Annotated in this window: 20 protein-coding genes and 4 tRNA genes; 7 read left to right on the top strand and 17 right to left on the bottom strand. The window is 67.2% G+C overall.

All coding sequences use genetic code 11. The features are described from left to right. Positions 1–14 precede the first annotated feature (14 nt). From rpsR to H6A07_RS04680, 6 genes are all read right to left on the bottom strand, one after another. Entirely contained in the window at positions 15–287 is a 273-nt protein-coding gene (gene rpsR, locus H6A07_RS04705) for a 30S ribosomal protein S18 (protein WP_072373695.1), read from the bottom strand. 42 nt (positions 288–329) lie between these two features. Beyond that, a complete protein-coding gene (locus H6A07_RS04700; protein ID WP_204813771.1) occupies positions 330–833 on the bottom strand; it encodes a single-stranded DNA-binding protein in 504 nt (167 codons plus the stop codon). A gap of 46 nt (positions 834–879) precedes the next feature. After that, positions 880–1,170, bottom strand: coding sequence for a 30S ribosomal protein S6 (gene rpsF / locus H6A07_RS04695; protein ID WP_204813770.1), 291 nt, complete (start codon positions 1,168–1,170; stop codon positions 880–882). 276 nt (positions 1,171–1,446) lie between these two features. Then, positions 1,447–2,451 (bottom strand): DUF4013 domain-containing protein, encoded by a 1,005-nt coding sequence (locus H6A07_RS04690; protein ID WP_204813769.1) that lies wholly within the window; start codon positions 2,449–2,451, stop codon positions 1,447–1,449. Between the two features lie 115 nt (positions 2,452–2,566). Next, a tRNA-Ser gene (locus tag H6A07_RS04685) sits at positions 2,567–2,656 on the bottom strand. A 40-nt stretch (positions 2,657–2,696) separates the two neighbouring features. After that, a tRNA-Ser gene (locus tag H6A07_RS04680) sits at positions 2,697–2,787 on the bottom strand. Positions 2,788–2,927: 140 nt separating this feature from the next. Here H6A07_RS04680 and H6A07_RS04675 point away from each other — a divergent pair. Beyond that, positions 2,928–3,659, top strand: coding sequence for a trimeric intracellular cation channel family protein (locus tag H6A07_RS04675; RefSeq protein ID WP_342636561.1), 732 nt, complete (start codon positions 2,928–2,930; stop codon positions 3,657–3,659). Positions 3,660–3,742: 83 nt separating this feature from the next. Here the strand turns inward: H6A07_RS04675 and typA are convergent, their stop codons facing one another. The 4 genes from typA to H6A07_RS04655 form a co-directional block, all read right to left on the bottom strand. After that, positions 3,743–5,581 (bottom strand): translational GTPase TypA, encoded by a 1,839-nt coding sequence (gene typA / locus H6A07_RS04670; protein ID WP_204813767.1) that lies wholly within the window; start codon positions 5,579–5,581, stop codon positions 3,743–3,745. A 69-nt stretch (positions 5,582–5,650) separates the two neighbouring features. Continuing rightward, positions 5,651–6,073, bottom strand: coding sequence for a hypothetical protein (locus tag H6A07_RS04665; protein WP_204813766.1), 423 nt, complete (start codon positions 6,071–6,073; stop codon positions 5,651–5,653). 363 nt (positions 6,074–6,436) lie between these two features. Further along, a tRNA-Ala gene (locus tag H6A07_RS04660) sits at positions 6,437–6,509 on the bottom strand. Between the two features lie 61 nt (positions 6,510–6,570). Beyond that, positions 6,571–6,647: transfer RNA gene (locus tag H6A07_RS04655), tRNA-Ile, on the bottom strand. A 137-nt stretch (positions 6,648–6,784) separates the two neighbouring features. Here H6A07_RS04655 and H6A07_RS04650 point away from each other — a divergent pair. Continuing rightward, positions 6,785–7,321 (top strand): bifunctional nuclease family protein, encoded by a 537-nt coding sequence (locus H6A07_RS04650; RefSeq protein ID WP_342636560.1) that lies wholly within the window; start codon positions 6,785–6,787, stop codon positions 7,319–7,321. A gap of 82 nt (positions 7,322–7,403) precedes the next feature. Here H6A07_RS04650 and gyrA read toward each other — a convergent pair whose 3' ends face one another. From gyrA to H6A07_RS04615, 7 genes are all read right to left on the bottom strand, one after another. Continuing rightward, positions 7,404–10,127: a DNA gyrase subunit A gene (gyrA, locus tag H6A07_RS04645; RefSeq protein ID WP_275100604.1), complete on the bottom strand. Its 2,724-nt coding sequence runs from the start codon at positions 10,125–10,127 to the stop codon at positions 7,404–7,406. A 54-nt stretch (positions 10,128–10,181) separates the two neighbouring features. Next, positions 10,182–12,221, bottom strand: a complete 2,040-nt coding sequence (gyrB, locus tag H6A07_RS04640) for a DNA topoisomerase (ATP-hydrolyzing) subunit B (RefSeq protein WP_204813765.1) — start codon at positions 12,219–12,221, stop codon at positions 10,182–10,184. Positions 12,222–12,339: 118 nt separating this feature from the next. Beyond that, entirely contained in the window at positions 12,340–12,885 is a 546-nt protein-coding gene (locus H6A07_RS04635) for a hypothetical protein (protein ID WP_204813764.1), read from the bottom strand. Next, positions 12,878–13,966 carry a DNA replication/repair protein RecF gene (recF, locus tag H6A07_RS04630; protein WP_204813763.1) on the bottom strand — a complete coding sequence of 363 codons (1,089 nt, stop codon included), beginning with the start codon at positions 13,964–13,966 and terminating at the stop codon, positions 12,878–12,880. The genes H6A07_RS04635 and recF overlap by 8 nt, the downstream gene beginning before the upstream one ends. Positions 13,967–13,974: 8 nt before the next feature. Further along, the gene (dnaN, locus tag H6A07_RS04625) at positions 13,975–15,075 is read right to left on the bottom strand and encodes a DNA polymerase III subunit beta (RefSeq protein WP_204813762.1); all 1,101 of its coding nucleotides are present in this window, start codon (positions 15,073–15,075) and stop codon (positions 13,975–13,977) included. Positions 15,076–15,312: 237 nt separating this feature from the next. Then, entirely contained in the window at positions 15,313–16,872 is a 1,560-nt protein-coding gene (locus H6A07_RS04620) for a DnaA ATPase domain-containing protein (protein WP_204813761.1), read from the bottom strand. 74 nt (positions 16,873–16,946) lie between these two features. Continuing rightward, a complete protein-coding gene (locus tag H6A07_RS04615) occupies positions 16,947–17,957 on the bottom strand; it encodes an ATP-binding protein (RefSeq protein WP_342636559.1) in 1,011 nt (336 codons plus the stop codon). 360 nt (positions 17,958–18,317) lie between these two features. Between H6A07_RS04615 and rpmH the strand changes: the two genes are divergently transcribed. The 5 genes from rpmH (at position 18,318) to H6A07_RS04590 (ending at position 20,422) form a co-directional block, all read left to right on the top strand. Further along, positions 18,318–18,452 carry a 50S ribosomal protein L34 gene (gene rpmH, locus H6A07_RS04610; RefSeq protein ID WP_072373740.1) on the top strand — a complete coding sequence of 45 codons (135 nt, stop codon included), beginning with the start codon at positions 18,318–18,320 and terminating at the stop codon, positions 18,450–18,452. 9 nt (positions 18,453–18,461) lie between these two features. Beyond that, positions 18,462–18,782, top strand: a complete 321-nt coding sequence (gene rnpA, locus H6A07_RS04605; protein WP_204813759.1) for a ribonuclease P protein component — start codon at positions 18,462–18,464, stop codon at positions 18,780–18,782. Next, positions 18,782–19,018 (top strand): membrane protein insertion efficiency factor YidD, encoded by a 237-nt coding sequence (gene yidD / locus H6A07_RS04600; protein WP_204813758.1) that lies wholly within the window; start codon positions 18,782–18,784, stop codon positions 19,016–19,018. The genes rnpA and yidD overlap by 1 nt, the downstream gene beginning before the upstream one ends. 19 nt (positions 19,019–19,037) lie before the next feature. Next, positions 19,038–19,796: a YidC/Oxa1 family membrane protein insertase gene (locus tag H6A07_RS04595; protein WP_204813757.1), complete on the top strand. Its 759-nt coding sequence runs from the start codon at positions 19,038–19,040 to the stop codon at positions 19,794–19,796. Positions 19,797–19,861: 65 nt separating this feature from the next. Then, positions 19,862–20,422: a Jag family protein gene (locus tag H6A07_RS04590; protein WP_204813756.1), complete on the top strand. Its 561-nt coding sequence runs from the start codon at positions 19,862–19,864 to the stop codon at positions 20,420–20,422. The last annotated feature ends 46 nt before the right edge of the window (positions 20,423–20,468 follow it).

Raw genomic sequence — 20,468 nt, 5'->3', positions numbered from 1 at the left:
ATCAGAGCCGCGGGCTAGCCGCGGTTGCGCCCGCCGCGGCTGGAGACCACGGGGACGGTGTAGGGGAGAAGCGCCATCTCACGGGCGCGCTTGATGGCAAGCGCGATGTCGTGCTGGTGCTGCGTGCAGGCGCCAGTGACGCGGCGCGGCTTGATCTTGCCGCGGTCGGTCATGTACTTGCGGAGGAGCTGCACATCCTTGTAGTCGATGTACTCGGTCTCCTCCTTGCAGAACTGGCAGTACTTGCGACGCGGCTGGCGCTGAAAATCCTGCTTCTGCTGAGCCATGTCTTCTTGCCTTTCTGTTGGCGGCCCGGGGCCGCCGGATGGTTAGAACGGGATGTCCTCGTCGTAGACGTCGGTCGACGGCGGGGTCTGGACGGGCGCGCCGTAGGAGGGCTGCGGCGCTGCGGGCGCGGGGGCGGAGTACGCGGGGGCCTGCTGATAGGCGCCCGCCTGCTGGCCCTGCTGGAACGCGGGGGCACCGCCGCCCTGCTGGCCGCCACGCGAGGAGAGGAACTCCACCTCGTCGACGACGACCTCGAGCTTGCTGCGCTTCTGCCCGTCCTTCGTCTCCCAGGAGCTGTAGCGAAGCTTGCCCTCGACGGCAACCTTCGAGCCCTTGGAGAGGAAGCGGGAGAGCGGTTCGGCGCGGGCGCCAAAGACGACGCAGTCGATGAAGTTGGGAACGTCCTCCCACTCGCCCGACTGCGGGTTGCGACGACGGTCGTTCACGGCCACGCCGAACGCGAGGATCTGCGTGCCGCTGCCCGTCATGCGCAGCTCCGGGTCCCTCGTGAGGTTGCCCGAGATGTTCACCCTGTTGATGCTCATGGTCTCACTCCCTCTCGTGCGGGCCTCGCGGCCCGCTCTTCCATGCCTACTCCTTGTCGGCGCGGCGCACGATCATGTGACGCTTGACGGCGTCGTTGATGCGCAGAACTCGATCGAGCTCGGCGATCACCGTGGGATCTGCGTGGAAGTTGATGAGGGTGTAGTCGCCCTCCGTGAGATCGTCGACCTCAAAGGCGAGCTTGCGCTTGCCCCAGTCCTCGACGCTGTCGACCGTACCGGTCTCGCCGAGCGCGACCTCGATGCGCTTCATGACGGCGGCGCGAGTCTCCTCGTTGCACGTGGGGTCGACAAAATACAGCAGTTCATAGGCCTTCATGTGTTTCACCTCCTCTGGGCTCATGGCCCCGGGTCGTGAAGGTCGCCCGGAGCAGGAAAGGTTCGGCGAAGCATCATAGCATATCTTTCCGAGCTGCTGAAACCTTCCACACATCGCCTTGGAGGGGATGCTAGCGGGCGGACCTGACACCAATCCTCCCGATGTCGTCCGGCCAGCCGTCAGCTGGCTTGCACGCCCGAGGTCAGAGGCACCGTTTCCGCGCGCCACGGTCCGCGCGGGACCGCGCGGGGCCACAGCATCTCCACGAACGGGCCGCTAGGGCAGGTTCTTCTCGGCATCCTGCGCGCCAGGAAGGCCGGCGGGCGAGAAGGACGTGGGGCCCGCCGGCGGCGTCTGCTGCGGCGCCGACGTCGGCGCCTGCGGCTGCTGCCGGGGCGCCGCGTACGGGCCTCCCGCGCCGTACGCCGGCCCCGCAGGCGGCACGGAGCCCGGCAGCGGATCCTCCTCGCGGCCCCAGGCGGGGACGTTGAACTGGCGCATCCACAGCCCGACGGCGGTGTAGCCGAGCAGCATCATGACCACGGAGATGATGTCGACCACCACGGCCATCACGACGAGCGCGGGCCCGATGACCGAGAAGAGCGAGCCCAGAATCTCAAAGAAGAGGGACATCTTCATGGAGTCCGACATGATTGCGTCGAACTCGGTGACGTAGTCGGCGTAGTAGAGGATCTTCGGGAACAGCGCGGCGAGGGTGGTCAGGCTGATGGCGAAGGACGCCACGGCGCTGACGGCGGCGCCCACGACCTGCATGCCAAAGATCCTCATGAGGCCGTCAACGTCGCTTCTCACCATCTGCCAGATGACCGAGACGCGCAGCCCCGCGCCGATCCGCTGGTAGATCGTGGCGCGCAGGGCGGCGACCATGACCATGAGGTTGAGCAGGATCGAGAAGATCATCCACGCGAACGCCAGCACCGGGCCAAGGAGCGGCACCGCCGCGAGCAGCGCGGAGATCAGCCCGCACGCGAGCGACCAGACCAGCACGACCACGAAGACGCGCCAGCCGCTCACGATGCAGGCGCCGACCTGCACGTTCTTCTGCTTGGGGGACGAGGTGACGCCCCAGGCGGTGAGGCGCGCCCACTCGACGGCGTAGCCGATGGCGCCGATCACGCCGATCACGCCCACGACGGGGACCAGCGTCGCCGCAACCATCACGAGGACCGGCTTGATCCAGCCCCGGTCACGGGTGAGCAGGGCCCACGAGCGCGCGAAGTACCTGGTGGGACGAAAGCCCTCGAGCTCGGCGTCATTCATCGTGGATCCTCCCTCGGCTTGCCGTGCCTTCCCGTAGCGTACCCCATCGGCGCGCGGGCGTGGCGGGCCCATGTAACAAAAAACCGGCCCTCGGGGGACCGGTCCGTACGAGCTCTGGCGGAGGAGGAGGGATTCGAACCCTCGTACCCCCGAAGGGGTAAACGGTTTTCGAGACCGCCGCATTCAACCACTCTGCCACCCCTCCGAAGGGTGACGCGGCGCCCGAAGGCGCCGCGAGCAAGTTCTGGCGGAGAGTCAGGGATTTGAACCCTGGAGACGCTTTAGGCGCCTACACGATTTCCAATCGTGCTCCTTCGGCCACTCGGACAACTCTCCATGAAATGGTGCAGCGGTCAGTATAGCGTATGTCGCACGCGCGGTCGAGGGAAATTTCTCACCCGCGACGTGGAAAGGGGACCGTCCCTTTTCCACGTTACAATGGACGCCGGAAACGACGAGAGGCCCGAGGAGGGCGCGTGCTGGAGATCTTCACCACCTACAGCCCCGAGCTGGCTGCGGTCTCGCTGCCCACCTGGGTCGATTTGGCCTCGGTCATCGTGGGCTCGGCCGGCGGGGTCGTCGTCGCACGGTCCCGTCACCTCGACGCGGTGGGCTTCGTGGGACTGGCGCTGCTCTGCGGGCTCGGCGGCGGCCTCATCCGCGACGTCATGATGCAGGTGGGCAGCGTCTACATGCTGGAGTCGCCGTTCGCGATCCCGGCGAGCGTGGCCACGGGGCTCGTCGCCTTCTTCTTCCCGAGGCCCATCGACCGCGCCGGCAGCCTGCTCGAGTGGCTCGACATCGTGGCCGTGGCGCTGTTCGCGCTCGTGGGCACCGACAAGGCCGTGGTGCACCACCTCCTGCCGGCCTCGTGCCTGCTCATGGGCATCATGACCGGCGTCGGCGGCGGCATGCTGCGAGACGTCTTTCTCGGCGAGGTGCCCCGGATCTTCCAGCGCTCCAACCTCTACGCGGTGTGCGCGCTCGCGGGCAGCGCCGCCTACTACGTGTCCGTGATGTTCCTCTCGCTCAACAAGCTCTGGGCGAGCGCGCTGTGCGTCGCCGTGACCATGGGACTCCGTCGCTGGTCGCTGCGCTTTGACGTGCGGACGCCTGCCGACGTTGACCTGGGCCCCAAGGTGAGCGCGCCGGTGCGCCGGGCCGTGCGCCTCGTGCGCGTCACGCGGCGCCGCTCGAAGCGCCGGTAGTGGAAAAGGGGACGGGCCCGGAGCGCTGCACGACACGCCCCAGACCCGTCCCAAATTCTCTGAGCGAGAAAACCCGTCCCCTTTTATTTCTTGACCTTGCCGGTGCGGACGGCCCACTTGCGGCGCTCGGTCTCGTTGAGGATGCGCTTGCGCATGCGGACGCTCTGCGGCGTGACCTCCACGAGCTCGTCGTCCATGATGTACTCGAGGGCCTCCTCCAGCGTGAAGGTGCGCGGCGGCGTGAGCTGCACGGCGATGTCGGCGGTGGAGGAGCGCTGGTTGCCCAGGCTCTTGGTGCGGGCAATGTTGACGACCATGTCACCGGGCTTGGAGCGCTCACCGACGAGCATGCCCTCGTAGCACTCATCGCCGGGGCCCACGAAGAGCTGGCCGCGCTCCTGCAGCGTCCCGAGCGCGTAGGCCACGGCCTTCTCGGTGCTCATGGAGATCATCGCGCCGTTCTGGCGCACGCCGATCTCGCCGGCGTAGGGGCCGTACTCGAGGAACGTGTGGTAGAAGACGGCCTCGCCGTGGGTGACGTTGAGGATCCGGTTCTTGAGGCCCATGATGCCGCGCGTGGGGATCTTGAACTCCAGGTGGGTCTGCGTGGTGCCGGCGTCCATGCTGGTCATGGTGCCGCCCGCGTTGCCAAAGACCTCGATGACCTTGCCGGAGTACTCGCCGGGGCACTCCACCACGGCCTGCTCCACGGGCTCGGTCATGGCGCCGTTGGCGTCCTTCTTGAAGAGCACGCGCGGGCGGCCCACCTGGAACTCAAAGCCCTCGCGGCGCATGGTCTCCATGAGGACCGAGAGGTGCAGGATGCCGCGGCCGGCCACCTCGACGCCCGTCTTGTCCGGCAGCTCCTCGATGCGCATGGTCACGTTGTTCTCGCGCTCCTGCATGAGGCGCTCCTTGAGCTGGCGGCCGCCCACGATGTCGCCCTCGCGGCCCACGAGCGGGGAGGTCGACGGCTCAAAGACCACGGAGAGGGTCGGCGGGTCGATTTCGATGGGCTCCAGCTCCACGGGGTTCTCGGGGTCGGTGTAGACGTCGCCGATGTCGGTGGAGTCGATGCCCACGACGGCCGCGATGTCGCCGGCCTGCGCCTCGGTGCACTCCTTGCGGCCCAGGTAGTCAAAGGTGAAGAGCTGCTTGACCTGGCCCATGGCGCGGGAGCCGTCGTTTTTCACCACGAGGATCTTGTCGCCGTCGTGGATGGTGCCGGAGTAGATGCGGCCGATGCCGATGCGGCCCACGTACTCGGAGTGGTCGATCGTCACGCACTGCATGGCGAGCGGGCCGTCCACGTCCACGTCCGGGGCGGGCAGGTCGTTCACGATCATGTCGAGCATCGGGAACATGTCCTGGTTGCCGTCATTGGGGTCCAGGCGGGCGAAGCCGTTCACGGCGGAGGCGTAGATCACGTGCTCCATCGCAAACTCGAGCTGATCGTCCGTGGCGCCGAGGTCGGCCATGAGGTCGAGCGAGTCGTTGACCACGGCCTCCGGACGCGCGCCCTCGCGGTCGATCTTGTTGACCACGATCATGATGGCCAGGCCCGCGTCGATCGCGTGGCGCAGGACGAAGCGCGTCTGGGGCATGGGGCCCTCGGCGGCGTCCACGAGCAGCAGCGCGCCGTCGGCCATGCGCAGCACGCGCTCCACCTCGCCGCCGAAGTCGGCGTGGCCCGGCGTGTCGATGACGTTGATCTTCACGCCCTGGTATTCGATCGAGATGTTCTTGGCCAGGATCGTGATGCCGCGCTCGCGCTCCTGGTCGTTGGAGTCCAGCACGCGGTCCTGGACCTGCTGGTTCTCGCGGAAGGCGTCGGTCGCCTTGAGCATCTGGTCAACGAGCGTGGTCTTGCCGTGGTCGACGTGCGCGATGATCGCGATGTTCCTGATGTTCTCCTGGCGCATGGGTCCCTCTCGGTTCTGCTGAGCCGGCTCTTCTCGGCCGGCGGTCCGTATTTCTCGCCATACGGTACTTTACAGCAGCGGGGGCACCTCGCCGGCCGGCGCGGGGTCGGTCCACGTGAAACCATCACCGGCGCCCTTGCCGTCCACGAGCGAGTAGGCGGAGTAGCTGCGGTAGCCGCGCTCGCCGAACTCCAGCAGCAGGGCGTCCAGGAAGCCGGCGCCGTCCGTCTCGACGGCTCCCTCGTAGACGATCGCGTAGCGGCGCGCGTGCGGGACCTGGCCCACGCGCGCGTGGGCGGCCTCGAGGCAGGCCTCCGGGCCGTCGTCCTCGAACTCGTAGCTCTGGACCGCGCCGTCGGACGTCTGCACGGCGAGAAGGACGCAGAACGGGTCGCCGGCGGCGAGCAGGTCCAGTGCGTCGCCCATGAGCGTGCTCGCCAGCTCGTCGGTCTCGGGCGAGACGCCCTCGAGCAGCTCGTTCTTCTCGGCCATGCGTCCTCCTCGCTCGGGTTGCTGCTGCGATGATACCGCAGCCGGCGGCGGGCGGCGGCACGTCCGGGAATTCGGGACCTTGTCGCAGGGTGTTCTAGAAAAATGGGCCCTTGTCGCAGGGCGATCCGGAAATGCCGCCCCTTGTCAGCGCAGGCTCCGGGAAAGCGGGACCTTGCACCAAATTCTTCCGAATAATCGCGGGCTTGTCCCAGCCGAGGCCCTTCTCGGCGGACAAGGGCGCCAAATCCGAGAAGGACCTCGGACAAGGGACCGATTTCCTGGAACGCCTCGGAACAAGGGCGGCGACTTTTGGAACCGCGTCAAAACAAAACCGGGGCCCTCAGGCCCCGGCGGCGGTACGGGTGGAGACGATGGGGATCGAACCCACGACCTCAGGCTTGCAAAGCCCGCGCTCTCCCAACTGAGCTACGTCCCCGGAAAAGAATAATCGCCCCAGCGGCGACTCGGCTAACGCTGGGGCGACTATTGTCAGGAAGTGGTGGGCCTGACAAGGTTCGAACTTGTGACCTCCCGGTTATCAGCCGGACGCTCTGACCAACTGAGCTACAGGCCCAACGCAAGGAGATATATTACACAGGTGCCCCGCTCCGGTCAACGACTTTTTTGCAATTTCTCGACGGGGGCGCGACGCTGGTTGCGAAACGCCGACGATTGGGTAGGATATCCGAGCGTATACAGGGAGGGAGTCGCGTGTCGCTGCGGAGAATGGACATCGAGAGCGTGATCGTGGGCGAGGGGGCCGTCGCGTCGCTCGTCGTGCTGCGCACGGGCGAGGGAGCCGAGGACGGCGCCGTCCGCCAGCTGCCCATCCGCATCGGGACGTTCGAGGCGACCGCCATCACCATGGGCACCCTGAGCCGACCGGGAGCGCGGCCCATGACGCACGACCTGCTCGCCTCCGCGATCTCCGCGCTCGGCGCGACCTGCGTGGAGGTCCGGGTGGTGTCCGTGCGGGGCACCACGTTCTTTGCCCAGGTCGTGCTCGACCGCGCCGACGGCGAGCGCGTCTTCCTGGACGCCCGCCCCTCCGACGCGCTGGCGCTGGCCGTGCGCGAGGGCGTACCCGTCTACGCCGACGACGCGGTGCTCGACGCCGCCGCCATGCCCGACTTCCGCCAGGTCGAGAAGGACGAGGTGGCCCACGAGCTGGAGGCGTTCCACGCCTTCGTGGAGAATCTCTCGCCCGAGGACTTCAACGTCGCGCCCGGCGATCAGGACGCCGAATAGTTGCCTAAAAGGGGTCTGACCCCTTTTAGGCAAGTTAGGCGAAACGGGCGCCCGCAGGATGATCTGCGGGCGCCCGTCGCCGTTACTCCTCGTCGTCGAGCAGCGTGTCGTCCATCTGCTCGTCGCCGCCGATGTCGATGCTGTCCGGCTCGTCCGGGCCGCTCGCGCCCGCAGCGTCGATGTCGAGCGTCGTCTGGTTCTCGTCGCGCTTGGGGGCCTTCTTCTTGCGGGCCACCATGCGGGCCACGGCGCTCACGCGGTCGCCGGCCACCATGTTCATGACCTTGACGCCCTGCGTGGAGCGGCCGAGGCGGCTCACGTCGCCCGACTTCACGCGGATGACCACGCCCTCCTCGGACACAATCATGAGCTCGTGCTGCGGACCCACCACGCGGCACGCCACGAGGCTGCCCTTCTTGGCCGTCATCGCGATCGTGTAGACGCCCTGGCCGCCGCGCTTGTGCTCGGGGTACTCGGAGACGGGCGTGCGCTTGCCGTAGCCGTTCTCAGTGATGACGAACAGGTCGCCGTTGCCGTTGGTAATCTCCATGCCGAGCATGCGCGCGTCACCCTTGAGCGTGATGCCGCGCACGCCGGAGGTGTTGCGGCCCATCGAGCGGACCTCGGACTCGTCGAAGAGGATCGCCTTGCCGTCCGTGGAGACGAGGATGACCTTGTCGGACGGGCGGACGCGGCGGACGTTGACCAGCTCGTCGCCCTCGCGCAGGTTGATGGCGATGATGCCGTCGCGACGGCTCTTGTCGTACTCGCTCATGGCCGTCTTCTTGACCATGCCGTCGCGGGTGGCGAACATCAGGTACTCGTCGGCGGGGAACTCGCGGCAGGTGATCACGGCCGCCGGGTGCTCGCCCTCGGCGAGGGAGAGCACGTTCACGATGGCCGAGCCGCGCGCGTGGCGGCTGCCGATCGGCAGCTCGTGGACCTTGAGGCGGTAGACCTTGCCAAAGTTGGTGAAGAAGAGCACGTAGTCGTGGGTGCTCGCGACGAAGAGGTCCTCCACGAAGTCGTTGTCCTTGAGGGAGAGCCCCTGGACGCCCTTGCCGCCGCGCTTCTGGGAGCGGTAGGTGGCCACCGGGATGCGCTTAATGTAGCCGGTGTGGGTGATCGTGACGACCATGTCCTCGTCGGCGATAAGGTCCTCCACGTCGAGGCTCTTCACGGCGCCGCCGATCTCCGTGCGGCGCTTGTCGCCGAACTTGGCGGCGATCTCACGCATCTCGTCCTTAATCACGCCGAGGATCTTGTCCTCGTGGGCGAGAAGGTCCTCGTAGTAGGCGATCGCGCGGCGCAGGCCCGCGAGCTCCTCCTCGATCTTGTCGCGCTCGAGGCCGGTGAGGCGGCGCAGGCGCATCTCGAGGATGGCCTGGGTCTGCTCGGGCGTGAAGCCAAAGCGCTCGATCAGGCGCTGGGAGGCCTCGGTGTCGGTCTGGGAGGAGCGGATGATGGAGATGACCTCGTCGATGTGGTCGAGGGCCATGAGGTAGCCCTCGAGGATGTGGGCGCGCGCCTGGGCCTTCTTGAGGTCGTGGCGCGTGCGACGAGTCACCACGTCAACCTGGTGGTCCACGTAGTGGCGCAGGATCTCAGGCAGCGAGAGGCACTTGGGCACGCCGTCCACGAGCGCCAGGTTGTTCACGCCGAAGGTGGTCTGCAGCGAGGTGAACTTGTAGAGGTTGTTGAGGACGACCTCCGGCACCATGCCCTTCTTGAGCTCGATGACCAGGCGGATGCCCTTCTGCGTGGACTCGTCGCGCATGTCGGAGATGCCCTCGATGCGCTTCTCGTTGACCAGCTGGGCGATCTTCTCCTGCAGGGTGCCCTTGCTCACCTGGTAGGGAATCTCGGTGAAGACGAGGCGGCTGCGGCCGGTCTTGGTGGACTCCACGTGCGCCTTGGCGCGGATGGTAATCGAGCCGCGACCGGTCTCGTAGGCCTGGCGGATGCCGTCGGTGCCCATGATCACGGCGCCCGTGGGGAAGTCGGGGCCGGGCATGACCTGCATGAGCTCGTCGACCGTGATGTCCGGGTTGTCGATGAAGGCGCAGGTGGCCTCCACGGTCTCGGCGAGGTTGTGCGGCGGGATGTTGGTCGCCATGCCCACGGCGATGCCCGACGAGCCGTTGACCAGCAGGTTGGGGAAGCGCGCGGGCAGCACCACGGGCTCGGCGAGGGACTCGTCGTAGTTGGGCTGCCAGTCCACGGTGTCCTTCTGGAGGTCGCGCAGCAGCTCCATGGCCGGCTTGGCCAGGCGGCTCTCGGTGTAGCGCATGGCGGCGGCGCCGTCGCCGTCGATGTTGCCGAAGTTGCCGTGCCCGTCGATCAGCGGCGTGCGCATGGAAAACCACTGGGCAAGACGAACCATCGTGTCGTAGACGGCGGAGTCACCGTGCGGGTGGTACTTGCCGATGACCTCGCCGACCGTCCAGGCGCTCTTCTTGTGCGGGCGGTTGGGGAAGATGCCGGACTCGTTCATCGCGTAGAGGATGCGGCGGTGAACGGGCTTGAGGCCGTCGCGCACGTCCGGCAGGGCGCGGGCGGTGATGACGGACATGGAGTACTCGATGAAGGACTGCTTCATCTCGGAGCCGAACTCGCTGACCTGGAGCTGGCCGCCGTTGATGTCGGTCTCGCCGGCGTCCTCGCCGCGCGTGTTGGCGCCGAAGCTCTCCTCGAGCTCGCCGTCGTCGACGTCCTCGTCAGCCTCCTCGGCGTCGTCCTCGACGTAGACGTCGGCGCCCTCGTCGGACTCGGCGCGCGCGAGCAGGCGGCGCAGGTCCTCCGGCATCTCGGAGCTGGTGTTCTTATCGTCTGCCACGTGTGGCCTTTCTCTTATCGGTTGTTAAGCGTCCAGGAAGCGGGCGTCGTGCGCGTGCTTCTCGATGTAGTCGCGGCGGTACTCGACCTGGTTGCCCATGAGCTCGCGCACCGCGCGGTCCGCCATGGCGGCGTCCTCGATGGTCACGCGCTGCAGGATGCGCGTCTTGGGGTCCATCGTCGTGGAGGCCAGCTGCTTGGGGTCCATCTCGCCGAGGCCCTTGTAGCGCTGGACCGAGTAGCCCTTGCGACGGCGCCCCGAGCCCTTGATCGCGGCCTGCGACTTGACGTCGGCCTCGTCCTCCTCGTTGGGGTTGAGCCCCAGCTCGCGGATCGAGCGGTTGAGGATCTCGTCCTCGGGCGTCTTGCCGTCCGGGTAGACGTAGTGGATCTTGTTGCGGACCTTGATGCCAAAGATCGGCGGCGTGGCGATGTAGATGTAGCCCGCATCGATGAGCGGGCGCATGTACTTGTAGAAGAAGGTCATGAGCAGGATGCGGATGTGCGCGCCGTCGACGTCGGCGTCCGTCATGATGATGATCTTGTGGTAGCGCGCCTTGGAGAGGTCGAAGTCGCCGCCCTCGCCCGAGCCCGTGGTCACGCCGGTGCCGATGGCGGTGATGAGCGCCTGGATCGTGTCGGAGGAGAAGGCGCGGTGGTCGCCCACGCGCTCCACGTTCAGGATCTTGCCGCGCAGGGGCAGGATGGCCTGGATGTCACGCCGGCGGCCGTCCTTGGCCGAGCCGCCTGCGGAGTCGCCCTCCACGATGAAGAGCTCGGTCATCTCGGGGTCGCGCACGGAGCAGTCGGCGAGCTTGCCGGGCAGCGCCGCGCTCTCGAGCAGGCTCTTGCGGCGCGTGGCCTGGCGCGCCTTCTGCGCGGCGAGGCGGCCCTTGGCGGCCTGGGAGGCCTTCTTCAGGATCTCCTTGGCCTGGTTGGGGTGTTCCTCCAGGTACTCCGCGAGCCCCTGGGACACGATGCGGTTGGTGAGCGTGCGCATGTAGGAGCTGCCGAGCTTGGCCTTGGTCTGGCCCTCGAACTGCGGGTCGGGCAGCTTCACGGAGATGACCGCCGTGAGGCCCTCGCGGATGTCGTCGCCGGTGAGGTTGGCGTCCTTCTCCTTGATGATGTTCTGGCGGCGGCCGTAGTCGTTGATCACCTTGGTGAGGGCCGTGCGGAAGCCCTCGAGGTGCATGCCGCCCTCCTCGGTGAAGATGTCGTTGGCGAAGGAGAGGGTGTGCTCCGAGTAGCCGGTGTTCCACTGCATGGAGACCTCGACCTCGCCCATCTGGGTCTCGGGGGCGTCCGGGGCGGAGCGACCCTCGATGTAGATCGGGCGGGAGAGCCCGGGCAGGATGTCCTTCTCGGCGTTGAGGAACTTCACGAAGTCCACGATGCCGCCGGCGTAGCAGAACTCGTCCGTGCGCGGCACGAGCTCGCGCTCGTCCACGAGCGTGATTTTGAGATTCTTGTTGAGGAAGGCCGTCTCCTGCAGGTGGTCGTGCAGGGTATCGTAGCTGTAGGTGGTGGTCTCGAAGATCTCCTCGTCCGGCCAGAACGTGATCGAGGTGCCCGTGGCCTTGGAGGTGCCGACCTCCTTCATCTTCTGAACGGTCTTGCCGCGCTCGAAGACCATCTCGTAGACCTTGCCGTCGCGGCGCACCTGCGCCACGAGCTTTTTGGAGAGGGCGTTCACCACGGAGACGCCCACGCCGTGCAGGCCGCCGGAAACCTTGTAGGCGTTGTTGTCGAACTTGCCGCCGGCGTGCAGGATCGTGAGGACGACCTCGAGGGTCGGGATCTTCTTGACGGGGTGCTTCTCCACCGGGATGCCGCGGCCGTTGTCGTCCACGGTGATCGAGTTGTCCGGGTGGACCGTCACCTTGATCTTGGTGCAGAACCCGGCCATGGCCTCGTCCACGGAGTTGTCCACGATCTCCCACACCAGGTGGTGCAGGCCCGAGGCCGAGGTCGTGCCGATGTACATGCCCGGTCGCTTGCGGACCGCCTCGAGGCCCTCGAGGATCTTGATGGACTCCCCGCCGTAGTCGTTCTTCTTTGCCACGCGCACATCCTCCCTGTAAGGGCGTAGTTTCACTCAGCCGATGCCAAAAACTGCATGGACCGAACGATGATAGCGCTTGTGGGGCCCTGAGAGGCGCGCTGAGGGCAGTCTCAACAAATTAGCTATGTCGGCTGTTCTGGGCGCGATAGGAGGCGCTCATCGCCCGAGAAACGCTGTCTCGCAGCGCCTCGGGAAGCTCCGCGACGCGTGCGGCGATCTCGCGGCGCTGGGCGTCGGTGAGCTCGGGCGGCGCGGCGGCCGATGCCGTGGCCGGCGCCGGGTGGCTTGCCCCCTTCCGTGAAGAGGAACCCGTCCCCCTCCTGCCGCGACGGAAGGTGACGCGCGAGAAGCGCAGGCCGGCCGTCTCCAGGCGGGCGAGGTAGATCTCCCGGTTGGCCGAGAAGTCCGTGAGGAACGCGGCGGAGTCCACGTAGACCGTGAGCTCCGGGTCGCGCTCGCCGCGCCGGGGCGCGCCCACGTAGACGCCCGTCGTGTGGGCGCGCTCGACATCGCCGTTCACCTCGTTCCAGGCGATCCACGCGCGCGAGGCCGCGGCGCGCTCGCCCCGGCTGCCCAGGCGCTCCACCTCGCCGCCGACGAGCCCCGCCAGGGCCTCGCCGCCCTGCTCGCGCGCCCGCACCGCGCGCTCGAGCTCGTCAGCCACCGAAGCTCACCACCTTGGCCGCGTCCAGGAGCTCGGGCGAGAAGTACCCGAGGTTCGTCGTGGTTATCAGCGTCTGGATGCCGCCGTCGACGAAGCGGACCACGGCCTCGCGGCGGCGCTCGTCGAGCTCGCTCATGACGTCATCCAACAGGAGCACCGGGCGGCTCCCCAGGATCTCCCCGGCGAGCTCCACCTCGGCCATCTTGAGCGCAAGCACCACGGAGCGCTGCTGCCCCTGCGAGGCGAAGGCCCGCGCGTCGCGCCCGGCCACGGAGAAGGCCACGTCGTCGCGATGGGGCCCCACGCAGGTCTGCTGGCGCCGCAGGTCGTCGGCGCGCGATGCCACCAGGCGGTCGAGAAACGCGTCGCGCAGCTCGTCGCGCGAGAGCTCTCCCAGCCCCTCCCCGAGCGTGCAGACGTAGGAGCACGCGAGCACCTCGCCCCCCGAGATGACGCCGTAGGCCTCCGCGACCTTCTCGGCCAGCCGTGAGAACAGCCGCAGCCGCGCGGCGAGCAGCGTCGCGCCGCCGAGCGCGACCGACGCGTCCCACGCGTCCAGGAGCGACGGGTCCGGCCGCTCCTCGTGCAGCAGGCGGTTACGCTGCTCCACGGAGCGCTGGTACTCCGCGAACACGTGCGCGTAGCCCCGGCTCACCTGACGGCCCAGGAGGTCCAGCTCGTCGCGGCGCACCGAGGCCCCGCGCTTGACGAGCGCGAGGTCGTCCGGCGAGAAGAGCACCGAGACCAGCGACTCGGGCATGTCCGCCGCCCGGCAGCGCTTCCCGTTGCGCGAGAAGCGCCGCCCGGTGCGGGTCACGTCGCAGCGGTGGTCGATGACGCGGCCGTCCCCGACGAGCCGCGCGTCGATCCGCGCGGACTCGGCGCCCTCGCGGACGAGCTGGGCGGGCGCGGGACGGCGGAAGGACGTGCCGGCGGTCAGCAGCTGCACGGCCTCGACCGTGTTGGTCTTGCCAGCGGCGTTTGGCCCCACGAGCACCGTCACCCCCGGCGCCAGCTCGAGGTCGAGCCGCTCAAAGCTGCGAAAGTCCCGCAGCGCGAGCTCTGTGACGAGAAGTCCCATCCGCGCGCCTAGAGGCGGATCGGCATGAGCAGATAGAGGTAGTTGATCTTCCCGTTGCTCTTGAAGATGCCCGGCTGGGTGGCGCCCTGCAGCTCCAGACGGACCTGCTCGGCGTCGGAGACGGCGTTCACGCAGTCGAAGACGTAGTGGTAGTTGAGGCCGATCGCGAGGCTCTGGCCCTCGATCTCGCAGGAGAGCGTCTCGGAGGACTCTCCCTGCTCGGGCGAGCGGGCGGACAGGCGCACCAGCCCGCCGTCGGCGTCCACGTCAAAGCGGATCGAGGCATTCTGCTGGGCGATGACCGAGACGCGCTTGAGCGCGGCGGAGAACTCGGCCACGTCCAGGGTCACCGCCGTGGAGCACGTGGGCGAGACGAGCTGGCGCCAGGAGGGGAAGTTGCCCTCGAGCAGGCGCGTCACGAACGTCGTGGTCCCGAACGAGAAGACCGCCTGGTTTTCCGCCGTGCCGAGCGAGATCGTGTCGGTGATGGAGGGCATGGCCAGCACGTCGTGGAACACCTGGCCGCCGATCACCGAGCAGAAGGGCTCGTCGGGCGCCGCCTCGACGGAGGAGTCGCAGACGGCCAGGCGGATCGTGTCGGTGGCGACCATGCGGATCGTGTTGTCCTCGACGGTGAGCTGGATGCCCTGGAGATACTGGCGCGTGGTCTCCTTCGAGGTGACGCGATAGACCTTGTCGACCATGCGGGAGAGCAGCTCGCTCGGCAGCTCGATCGTGCGCTCCGGCCGGATCTCCGGGAAGGCGGGCCAGTCCGCGGCCTTGAGGGTGTTCAGGCGGAACGTCGACTTCGCGCAGGAGATCTCGACCTGGTGACCGTCGTCGGCGAAGCTCACCGCCGCGTCGGGCAGCGTCTTGACGATGTTGGTCAGCACCTTGCCCGAGACCACCGTCTCGCCGGGCTCCTCCACGTTGGCCGGGACGAGGTGGCGGATGGAGATCGAGAGGTTGTTGGTCTGGAGCTCCAGGTTGCCGTCCGCGGCGCGGAGGTAGATGCCCGAGAGGATGGGAAGGGTCGTGTTGGCGCTCATGCCCTTCGCCACGACCGTGAGGGCCTTCATGAGCGAGGACTGGCTGACGGTGAACTTCATGGTTGCCCCTTCTTCTAATAGTACTTAGAGAATAAAAGAACAGTAGTAGTAATAGGGCCTGTAGAAAAGACGAAAACCCGGAGAACTCCGAGGTCACGAGCCTGATCGAGGTCGCCTGCCGAGGGCCGTCCCCTCGACACCTCTCGACACGGCCCGCCGGGCGAGAAGAACGTTCTACATCGCGACCTCACTTTTCCACACGTTTCGACATCCTTCCCACAGGCTTGTCAACCTGCCTCACATGCTCCCCGTGATCGACTCCCTGATCTGCATGAGTCGGTCGTAGAAGGTCTTGTCCTCCCGTCGCGCCTCGTCGACGACGTTGATGCTGTGCTTGACGGTCGCGTGGCTGCGCCCGCCGAAGTGGTCCCCGATGTCCACGAGCGTGCGGTCGCAGAGCTCGCGCGAGAGCCAGATCGCGACGTGACGGGCCTCCATGAGGCCCTTGTTGCGCTTGTTGCCCACGAGGCTCGAGTGGTCGATGTCGTAGAACTTCTCGACCGCGCGCTGGACGTCCTCGATGGAGACGGACCTGCCGGCGCCCGGCCAGCACTCGCGCGCGATCGCCTCGATCTCGTCGCGCCCGAGCTCGTCGCCGCGCTTCTCGGCCGCCGTGGCCGCGTAGAGGCAGCGCTGGCAGAAGCCCTCGATCACGCGGATGTTGGTCCCGGCGCGCTCGGCCATGTAGCTGCGCGCCGCCTCGGGCACCGTCCCGGTGAGGCCGGCCACGTTCTCGCGCAGGGCGTCCTCGCGCATCCGCTCGCAGAAGGTCTCGACGAGGCGGAGCTTGAGCTCGTAGTTCGGGGCCTGGATCGGCGTGGTGAAGCCCGACGAGAGGCGGCTCGTGACGCGCTCGTCGAAGCCGTCCTTGCCCATGCCGAGCTGTGCCGGCGTGCGGTCGGCCGCGAGCACGATCTGCTTGCCGTTGGCGATGAGGTCGTTGAAGGTGTCGAAGAAGAACCCGACGGTGCCCGCCTTGCCGGCCATCTTCTGGACGTCGTCGATGATGAGGACGTCGATGTCGGCGTAGTTCTGGCGCAGCGCCTCGGCCGCCGAGCGCGCGGGGTCGCGCATGGCCCCGGTGTAGTCGTTGATGAAGGAGGAGGCGTCGCGGTAGACGCACAGGCGCGAGGGGTCGTCGCGCGCGATGTAGTTCTGGATGGCGCGCAGGAGGTGCGTCTTGCCCAGACCGCTCTTGCCGTAGATGAACAGCGGGTTGTACGTGCTGTTCATGCCGTTGGCCACCTGCACCGCCGCCTGGTAGGCGATGTCGTTCTCCTCGCCCCGGACGAAGCGCTCGAACGTGAGCTTGGAGGTCGTCGGCGAGATGTCCTCGACGAGCGGGTTGTTGCGCCTGCGGCGCTCGGCGTCCGCGCGCAGGTCCTCCGGGCTCGGGCCCACCCAGCCGTCGTCGGCGATCGTGCGGGCGGCGGGGCCCTCCCAGGCGGGCCGGCCGCCGCCGGTCTCCGCCGCCCAGCTGTCGGCCTCCTCGCGCGACATGCTCGACGGCGCCGGCGCCGCTGCGGCGGGGGCGCCCGCCTGGGCAAAGGTGACCTCGAAGCGCATGGGCTGGAAGGCGGCCTGCGAGAGGCACTCCTCTATGACCCCGGCGTTCTTCGACACCGTCTTGAGCACGAGGCGCATGGGGGTTTCGACGCGCATGGTCGAGCCCTCCATGCTCGTGGGCGTGCAGTTCCTGAGCATGGCGAGCGTGGCCTCGGGCAGGTTCCTGCCGGCCAGAAGATCGAGCGTGTCCTGCCAGAGCGCCTCGGCGTCCGACTCGAGGGAGAGTTCCATGGTCCTTGCATTCCCCTATTGTTGAAAACAGCGAAGAACCAGTATAGCGATTGTTGATAACTACTCGTCGGGAGTTAGACGAACGCCCGCCCGATTCCGGTGAGGCGGTACTTCTGCCCGTCCTTCATGACGAGTCCCTGCGCGGCGAGCCCGGCGAGCGTGCGCGACCACGTGGGGCCCGAGGCGCCGAAGGCGCGGGTCAGCTCGGTGGGGCCGCAGCTCTCGTGCGCGCCGAGGTAGGACAGGGCCTGCGACGAGCGCTCGTCGAGCTGCACGGGCGGGACGGCCGACGGGGCCGGCGCCGGGGCCGGCGCGGGCGCGGCCATGGCGGGCGAGAAGGACGGCGGGTAGTAGCCGTAGGCAGGGACCTGCTGCGGCTGGGGCTGCATCTGCGCCTGTGCCGGCTGCGGCCACGGCGCGGCCGCCCCCCACGGGGACGGCTGGGCCCAGCCCTGCTGCGGGACGGCCGGCATCTGCGGCGTCGGCGGCTGGACCTGCGGCGGGAGGTCCTTCTCGGCCGGCGCGTGCTCGGCGCCGGAGATGGCGCGGGCCTCCTCCCGGGGCCGCGTCGAGATGGTGACGACGGTCCCGCCGGAGATGTTGTCCTCCACCTCGAGGCTGCCGCCCTTGTCGCTCATGTACTGCTGCACGTAGGGCAGGCCGCTGCCCACGCCGCGGATGTAGCGCTTCATCTCCTCGGTGGCCGACGACGTCCCGTACTCGAGCGCGAGGGACTTCTCGCGGATGCCGGGGCCCTGGTCGGAGAAGCGGATGGTGTCGCCGCCGTCGAGGATCGTGATCGTGGGGGCCTGGAAGTACGCGTGGATGAAGTTCTCCACGATCTCGCGGATGACCATGAAGGGGATGGTGCCCCCCTGCTCGCGCACGAGGCGGTTCACGGTGGCGGTGATCTCCTCGAGGTAGGCGCGCACCTCCTGGGGCTCGACCATCACCACGCGGGGTGCCGCCGACGCGTCGTCGTAGACGGCGATGCGCGCGGGGTGACGCACCACGAGCTCGGTGCCCTCGGGCTCGTGCGCGCCCTCGGGGCCGTTCTCCACGAAGGGATAGAAGTCTCTCGGCACCGTCTCCCCTTTCAACATTCGTTCGTCATCTGTAGAAAACTTTTCAGACGGGATTCTATCTGAACGAAAGGTTTCAACAAACGTCAAACACTTGTTGAAAACTGGCTCTTTCCGCTGAATGGTGGTGAAAAATCATAGCATGTGCGGTGATTTCAAAGACTCATATGAACGGATGAATCCAAATGAATTCATCCGTCGGGTCCCACGCGCGGCGAGCACACCCGCAGACGACGCTGCCCACCTGCGAAGCAATCGTGAAGATTGTCTGCATCCCAAATTGACACGCCCCACGACGGACCCTTACAATCTCTGAGCTTATTGCTCTATCTGGACGTTCATACCCAACCGGGAGGAATAGACATGAAGCGTACCTACCAGCCCAACAAGCGCAAGCGCGCCACCACCCACGGCTTCCGTGCCCGCATGGCCACCAAGGGCGGCCGCGCCGTCCTCGCCCGTCGTCGCGCGAAGGGCCGCAAGCGCCTGACCGTGTAGCGTCGCCCGATGAGGACCATCAAGTCCAGAGGTGACTTCGAGAGGGTCTTCTCGCGGGGGAGGCGTCTCAACGACACCCTCCTCCGCGTGCGCGTGCTCGCAACGGGGGAGGGTGTTCCCGGAAGGGTGGCCTTCGTCGCCGCCAAGCGCCTGGGAAACGCCGTCTTCCGCAACCGGTGCAAGCGCGTCCTGCGCGAGGCCGCGCGCCTCTGTGACCTGCCGGCGCCCGGCTACGACGTGATCCTCTTCTCGACGCGCGCGACGCACGACAGCACGCCGGCCCAGGTGGCCGGCTCGCTGGGTCGCCTCCTGGGAAGGGTCGGCCTCTGATGGTTCCGAACGGTCCGGGCGCACTGCCCTCACGTGGGGCGCGCGCCCTTATTCGTCTCTATCAGACGAGAGTTTCACCCGCACTTCCCGCCCGATGCATCTACGTGCCCACGTGCTCGAGCTATGCGTACGAGGCAATCGAGAAGTACGGTCTAGTACGAGGGGGTCTGCTCGCCCTGCGCAGGATCGCACGGTGCCATCCCCTTCATGCCGGAGGATACGATCCCGTCCCCTGAGGGACGGAGCGGAGGAACCATGTGGGAATGGTTTATTAACTTTCTGACCTGGGTGCTCGCGGGCATCGAGGGCTTTGTCGGCGACTGGGGCCTGGCGGTGATCATCCTCACGGTCATCGTGCGCCTGATCCTCACGCCGCTCATGGCCCACTCGACGCGCTCGACGGCGCGCATGCAGGTCATGCAGCCCAAGCTTCAGGCGATCCAGGAGCGCTACGCCGACGACCCGGCGCGCCAGGCCGAGGAGCTTCGCAAGGCCTACGCCGACATGAAGTTCAACCCGCTCGGCGGCTGCCTGCCCCTGCTGCTCCAGATGCCCATCTTCTTCGGCCTGTTCTCCGTCGTGCAGGCGGTGCCCGCCGACGCGTGCTTCTACAACATCCTCCCGTCGATCGCCACTTCCTGCGCCACCATGGTCCAGAGTGGCGACTGGCTGGCCGCGGCGCCCTACATCGTCTTTGACGTCCTCTTCGGCGTGCTCACCTTCGTCCCCATGGTGCTCAACACCTCCATGCAGGACTCCGCGCAGCGCACCCAGACCATGACGATGGGCGCCATCATGGCCCTCATGATGCTGATGTTCGGCTGGAACGTGCCCGCCGCCGTGCTGATCTACTACGTGACCTCCTCGCTCTGGCAGGTCGTCCAGCAGCGCCTCATCACCGTCCGCGTCATGGAGAAGGCGAAGGCCGAGGCCGAGGCCGAGGCGGCCAACAAGCCGGTCGAGGTGGACGTCGTGCGTCGCGAGAAGAAGCCGCGCCCGCACAAGAAGAGCTAGTACGACCAAAGTCTCACCTTTGGTTTCTTTGACCAAGTAGTTTAGTTTCTGTTTCGGAGGACGGCATGTCAGAGGAAGAGCAGATGGAGACGACGGTGCCTGTCGAGGACGAGTTCTCCTCCATCCGTGAGCACTACGAGGCAGGCGTCGAGCTGACCGACGAGGAGATGGACAGGGTCGCCGACCTTGCCGTGGGATACCTCAAGGGCATCCTCTCCCTCTTTGGGGAGAACGAGTCCTCCATCGACGAGTACGACGGCGAGAACGGCGAGCTCATCCTCGACGTCAACGGCGGTGACCTGGCCGTCCTCATCGGCCGGCACGGCCGGACGCTCGACGCTCTGCAGATGGTGCTCACCTCGCTCATGAGCAGCCGCATCAAGTTCTACTATCCCATCGTGGTGGACATCGAGGGCTACAAGTCCCGTCGTCGCAAGAAGCTCGAGGACATGGCACGCAGCTCCGCCGCCCGAGCCAAGGATCGTGGTGGCAAGGTGACCCTCGCGCCGATGAATGCCTACGAGCGCCGCATCATCCACCTGGCGCTCCGTGGGGACGAGGGCGTGGTCACCCACTCCGAGGGCGAGGAGCCCGAGCGCCGGGTCGTCATCACTGCCGTCCGGTAGGCGCCCTCACATATGGTCCGGTCAAGGGAGAGCATTGAGTGCTCTC

Origin of the sequence: Olsenella uli, assembly GCF_016899935.1 — a bacterium.
Lineage (GTDB): Bacteria > Actinomycetota > Coriobacteriia > Coriobacteriales > Atopobiaceae > Thermophilibacter > Thermophilibacter uli_B.
The sequence above is the reverse complement of the archived record's forward strand: the minus strand, read 5'-3'. Positions and strand labels throughout refer to the sequence as shown.

Bases quoted from the DNA above. Each gene is read 5' to 3' on its own strand.
- rpsR (WP_072373695.1), bottom strand. From the start codon at position 287: ATGGCTCAGCAGAAGCAGGATTTTCAGCGCCAGCCGCGTCGCAAGTAC.
- H6A07_RS04700 (WP_204813771.1), bottom strand. From the start codon at position 833: ATGAGCATCAACAGGGTGAACATCTCGGGCAACCTCACGAGGGACCCG.
- rpsF (WP_204813770.1), bottom strand. From the start codon at position 1,170: ATGAAGGCCTATGAACTGCTGTATTTTGTCGACCCCACGTGCAACGAG.
- H6A07_RS04690 (WP_204813769.1), bottom strand. From the start codon at position 2,451: ATGAATGACGCCGAGCTCGAGGGCTTTCGTCCCACCAGGTACTTCGCG.
- typA (WP_204813767.1), bottom strand. From the start codon at position 5,581: ATGCGCCAGGAGAACATCAGGAACATCGCGATCATCGCGCACGTCGAC.
- H6A07_RS04665 (WP_204813766.1), bottom strand. From the start codon at position 6,073: ATGGCCGAGAAGAACGAGCTGCTCGAGGGCGTCTCGCCCGAGACCGAC.
- gyrA (WP_275100604.1), bottom strand. From the start codon at position 10,127: ATGCCGGAGGACCTGCGCCGCCTGCTCGCGCGCGCCGAGTCCGACGAG.
- recF (WP_204813763.1), bottom strand. From the start codon at position 13,966: ATGGGACTTCTCGTCACAGAGCTCGCGCTGCGGGACTTTCGCAGCTTT.
- dnaN (WP_204813762.1), bottom strand. From the start codon at position 15,075: ATGAAGTTCACCGTCAGCCAGTCCTCGCTCATGAAGGCCCTCACGGTC.
- H6A07_RS04620 (WP_204813761.1), bottom strand. From the start codon at position 16,872: ATGGAACTCTCCCTCGAGTCGGACGCCGAGGCGCTCTGGCAGGACACG.
- rpmH (WP_072373740.1), top strand. From the start codon at position 18,318: ATGAAGCGTACCTACCAGCCCAACAAGCGCAAGCGCGCCACCACCCAC.
- rnpA (WP_204813759.1), top strand. From the start codon at position 18,462: ATGAGGACCATCAAGTCCAGAGGTGACTTCGAGAGGGTCTTCTCGCGG.
- yidD (WP_204813758.1), top strand. From the start codon at position 18,782: ATGGTTCCGAACGGTCCGGGCGCACTGCCCTCACGTGGGGCGCGCGCC.
- H6A07_RS04595 (WP_204813757.1), top strand. From the start codon at position 19,038: ATGTGGGAATGGTTTATTAACTTTCTGACCTGGGTGCTCGCGGGCATC.
- H6A07_RS04590 (WP_204813756.1), top strand. From the start codon at position 19,862: ATGTCAGAGGAAGAGCAGATGGAGACGACGGTGCCTGTCGAGGACGAG.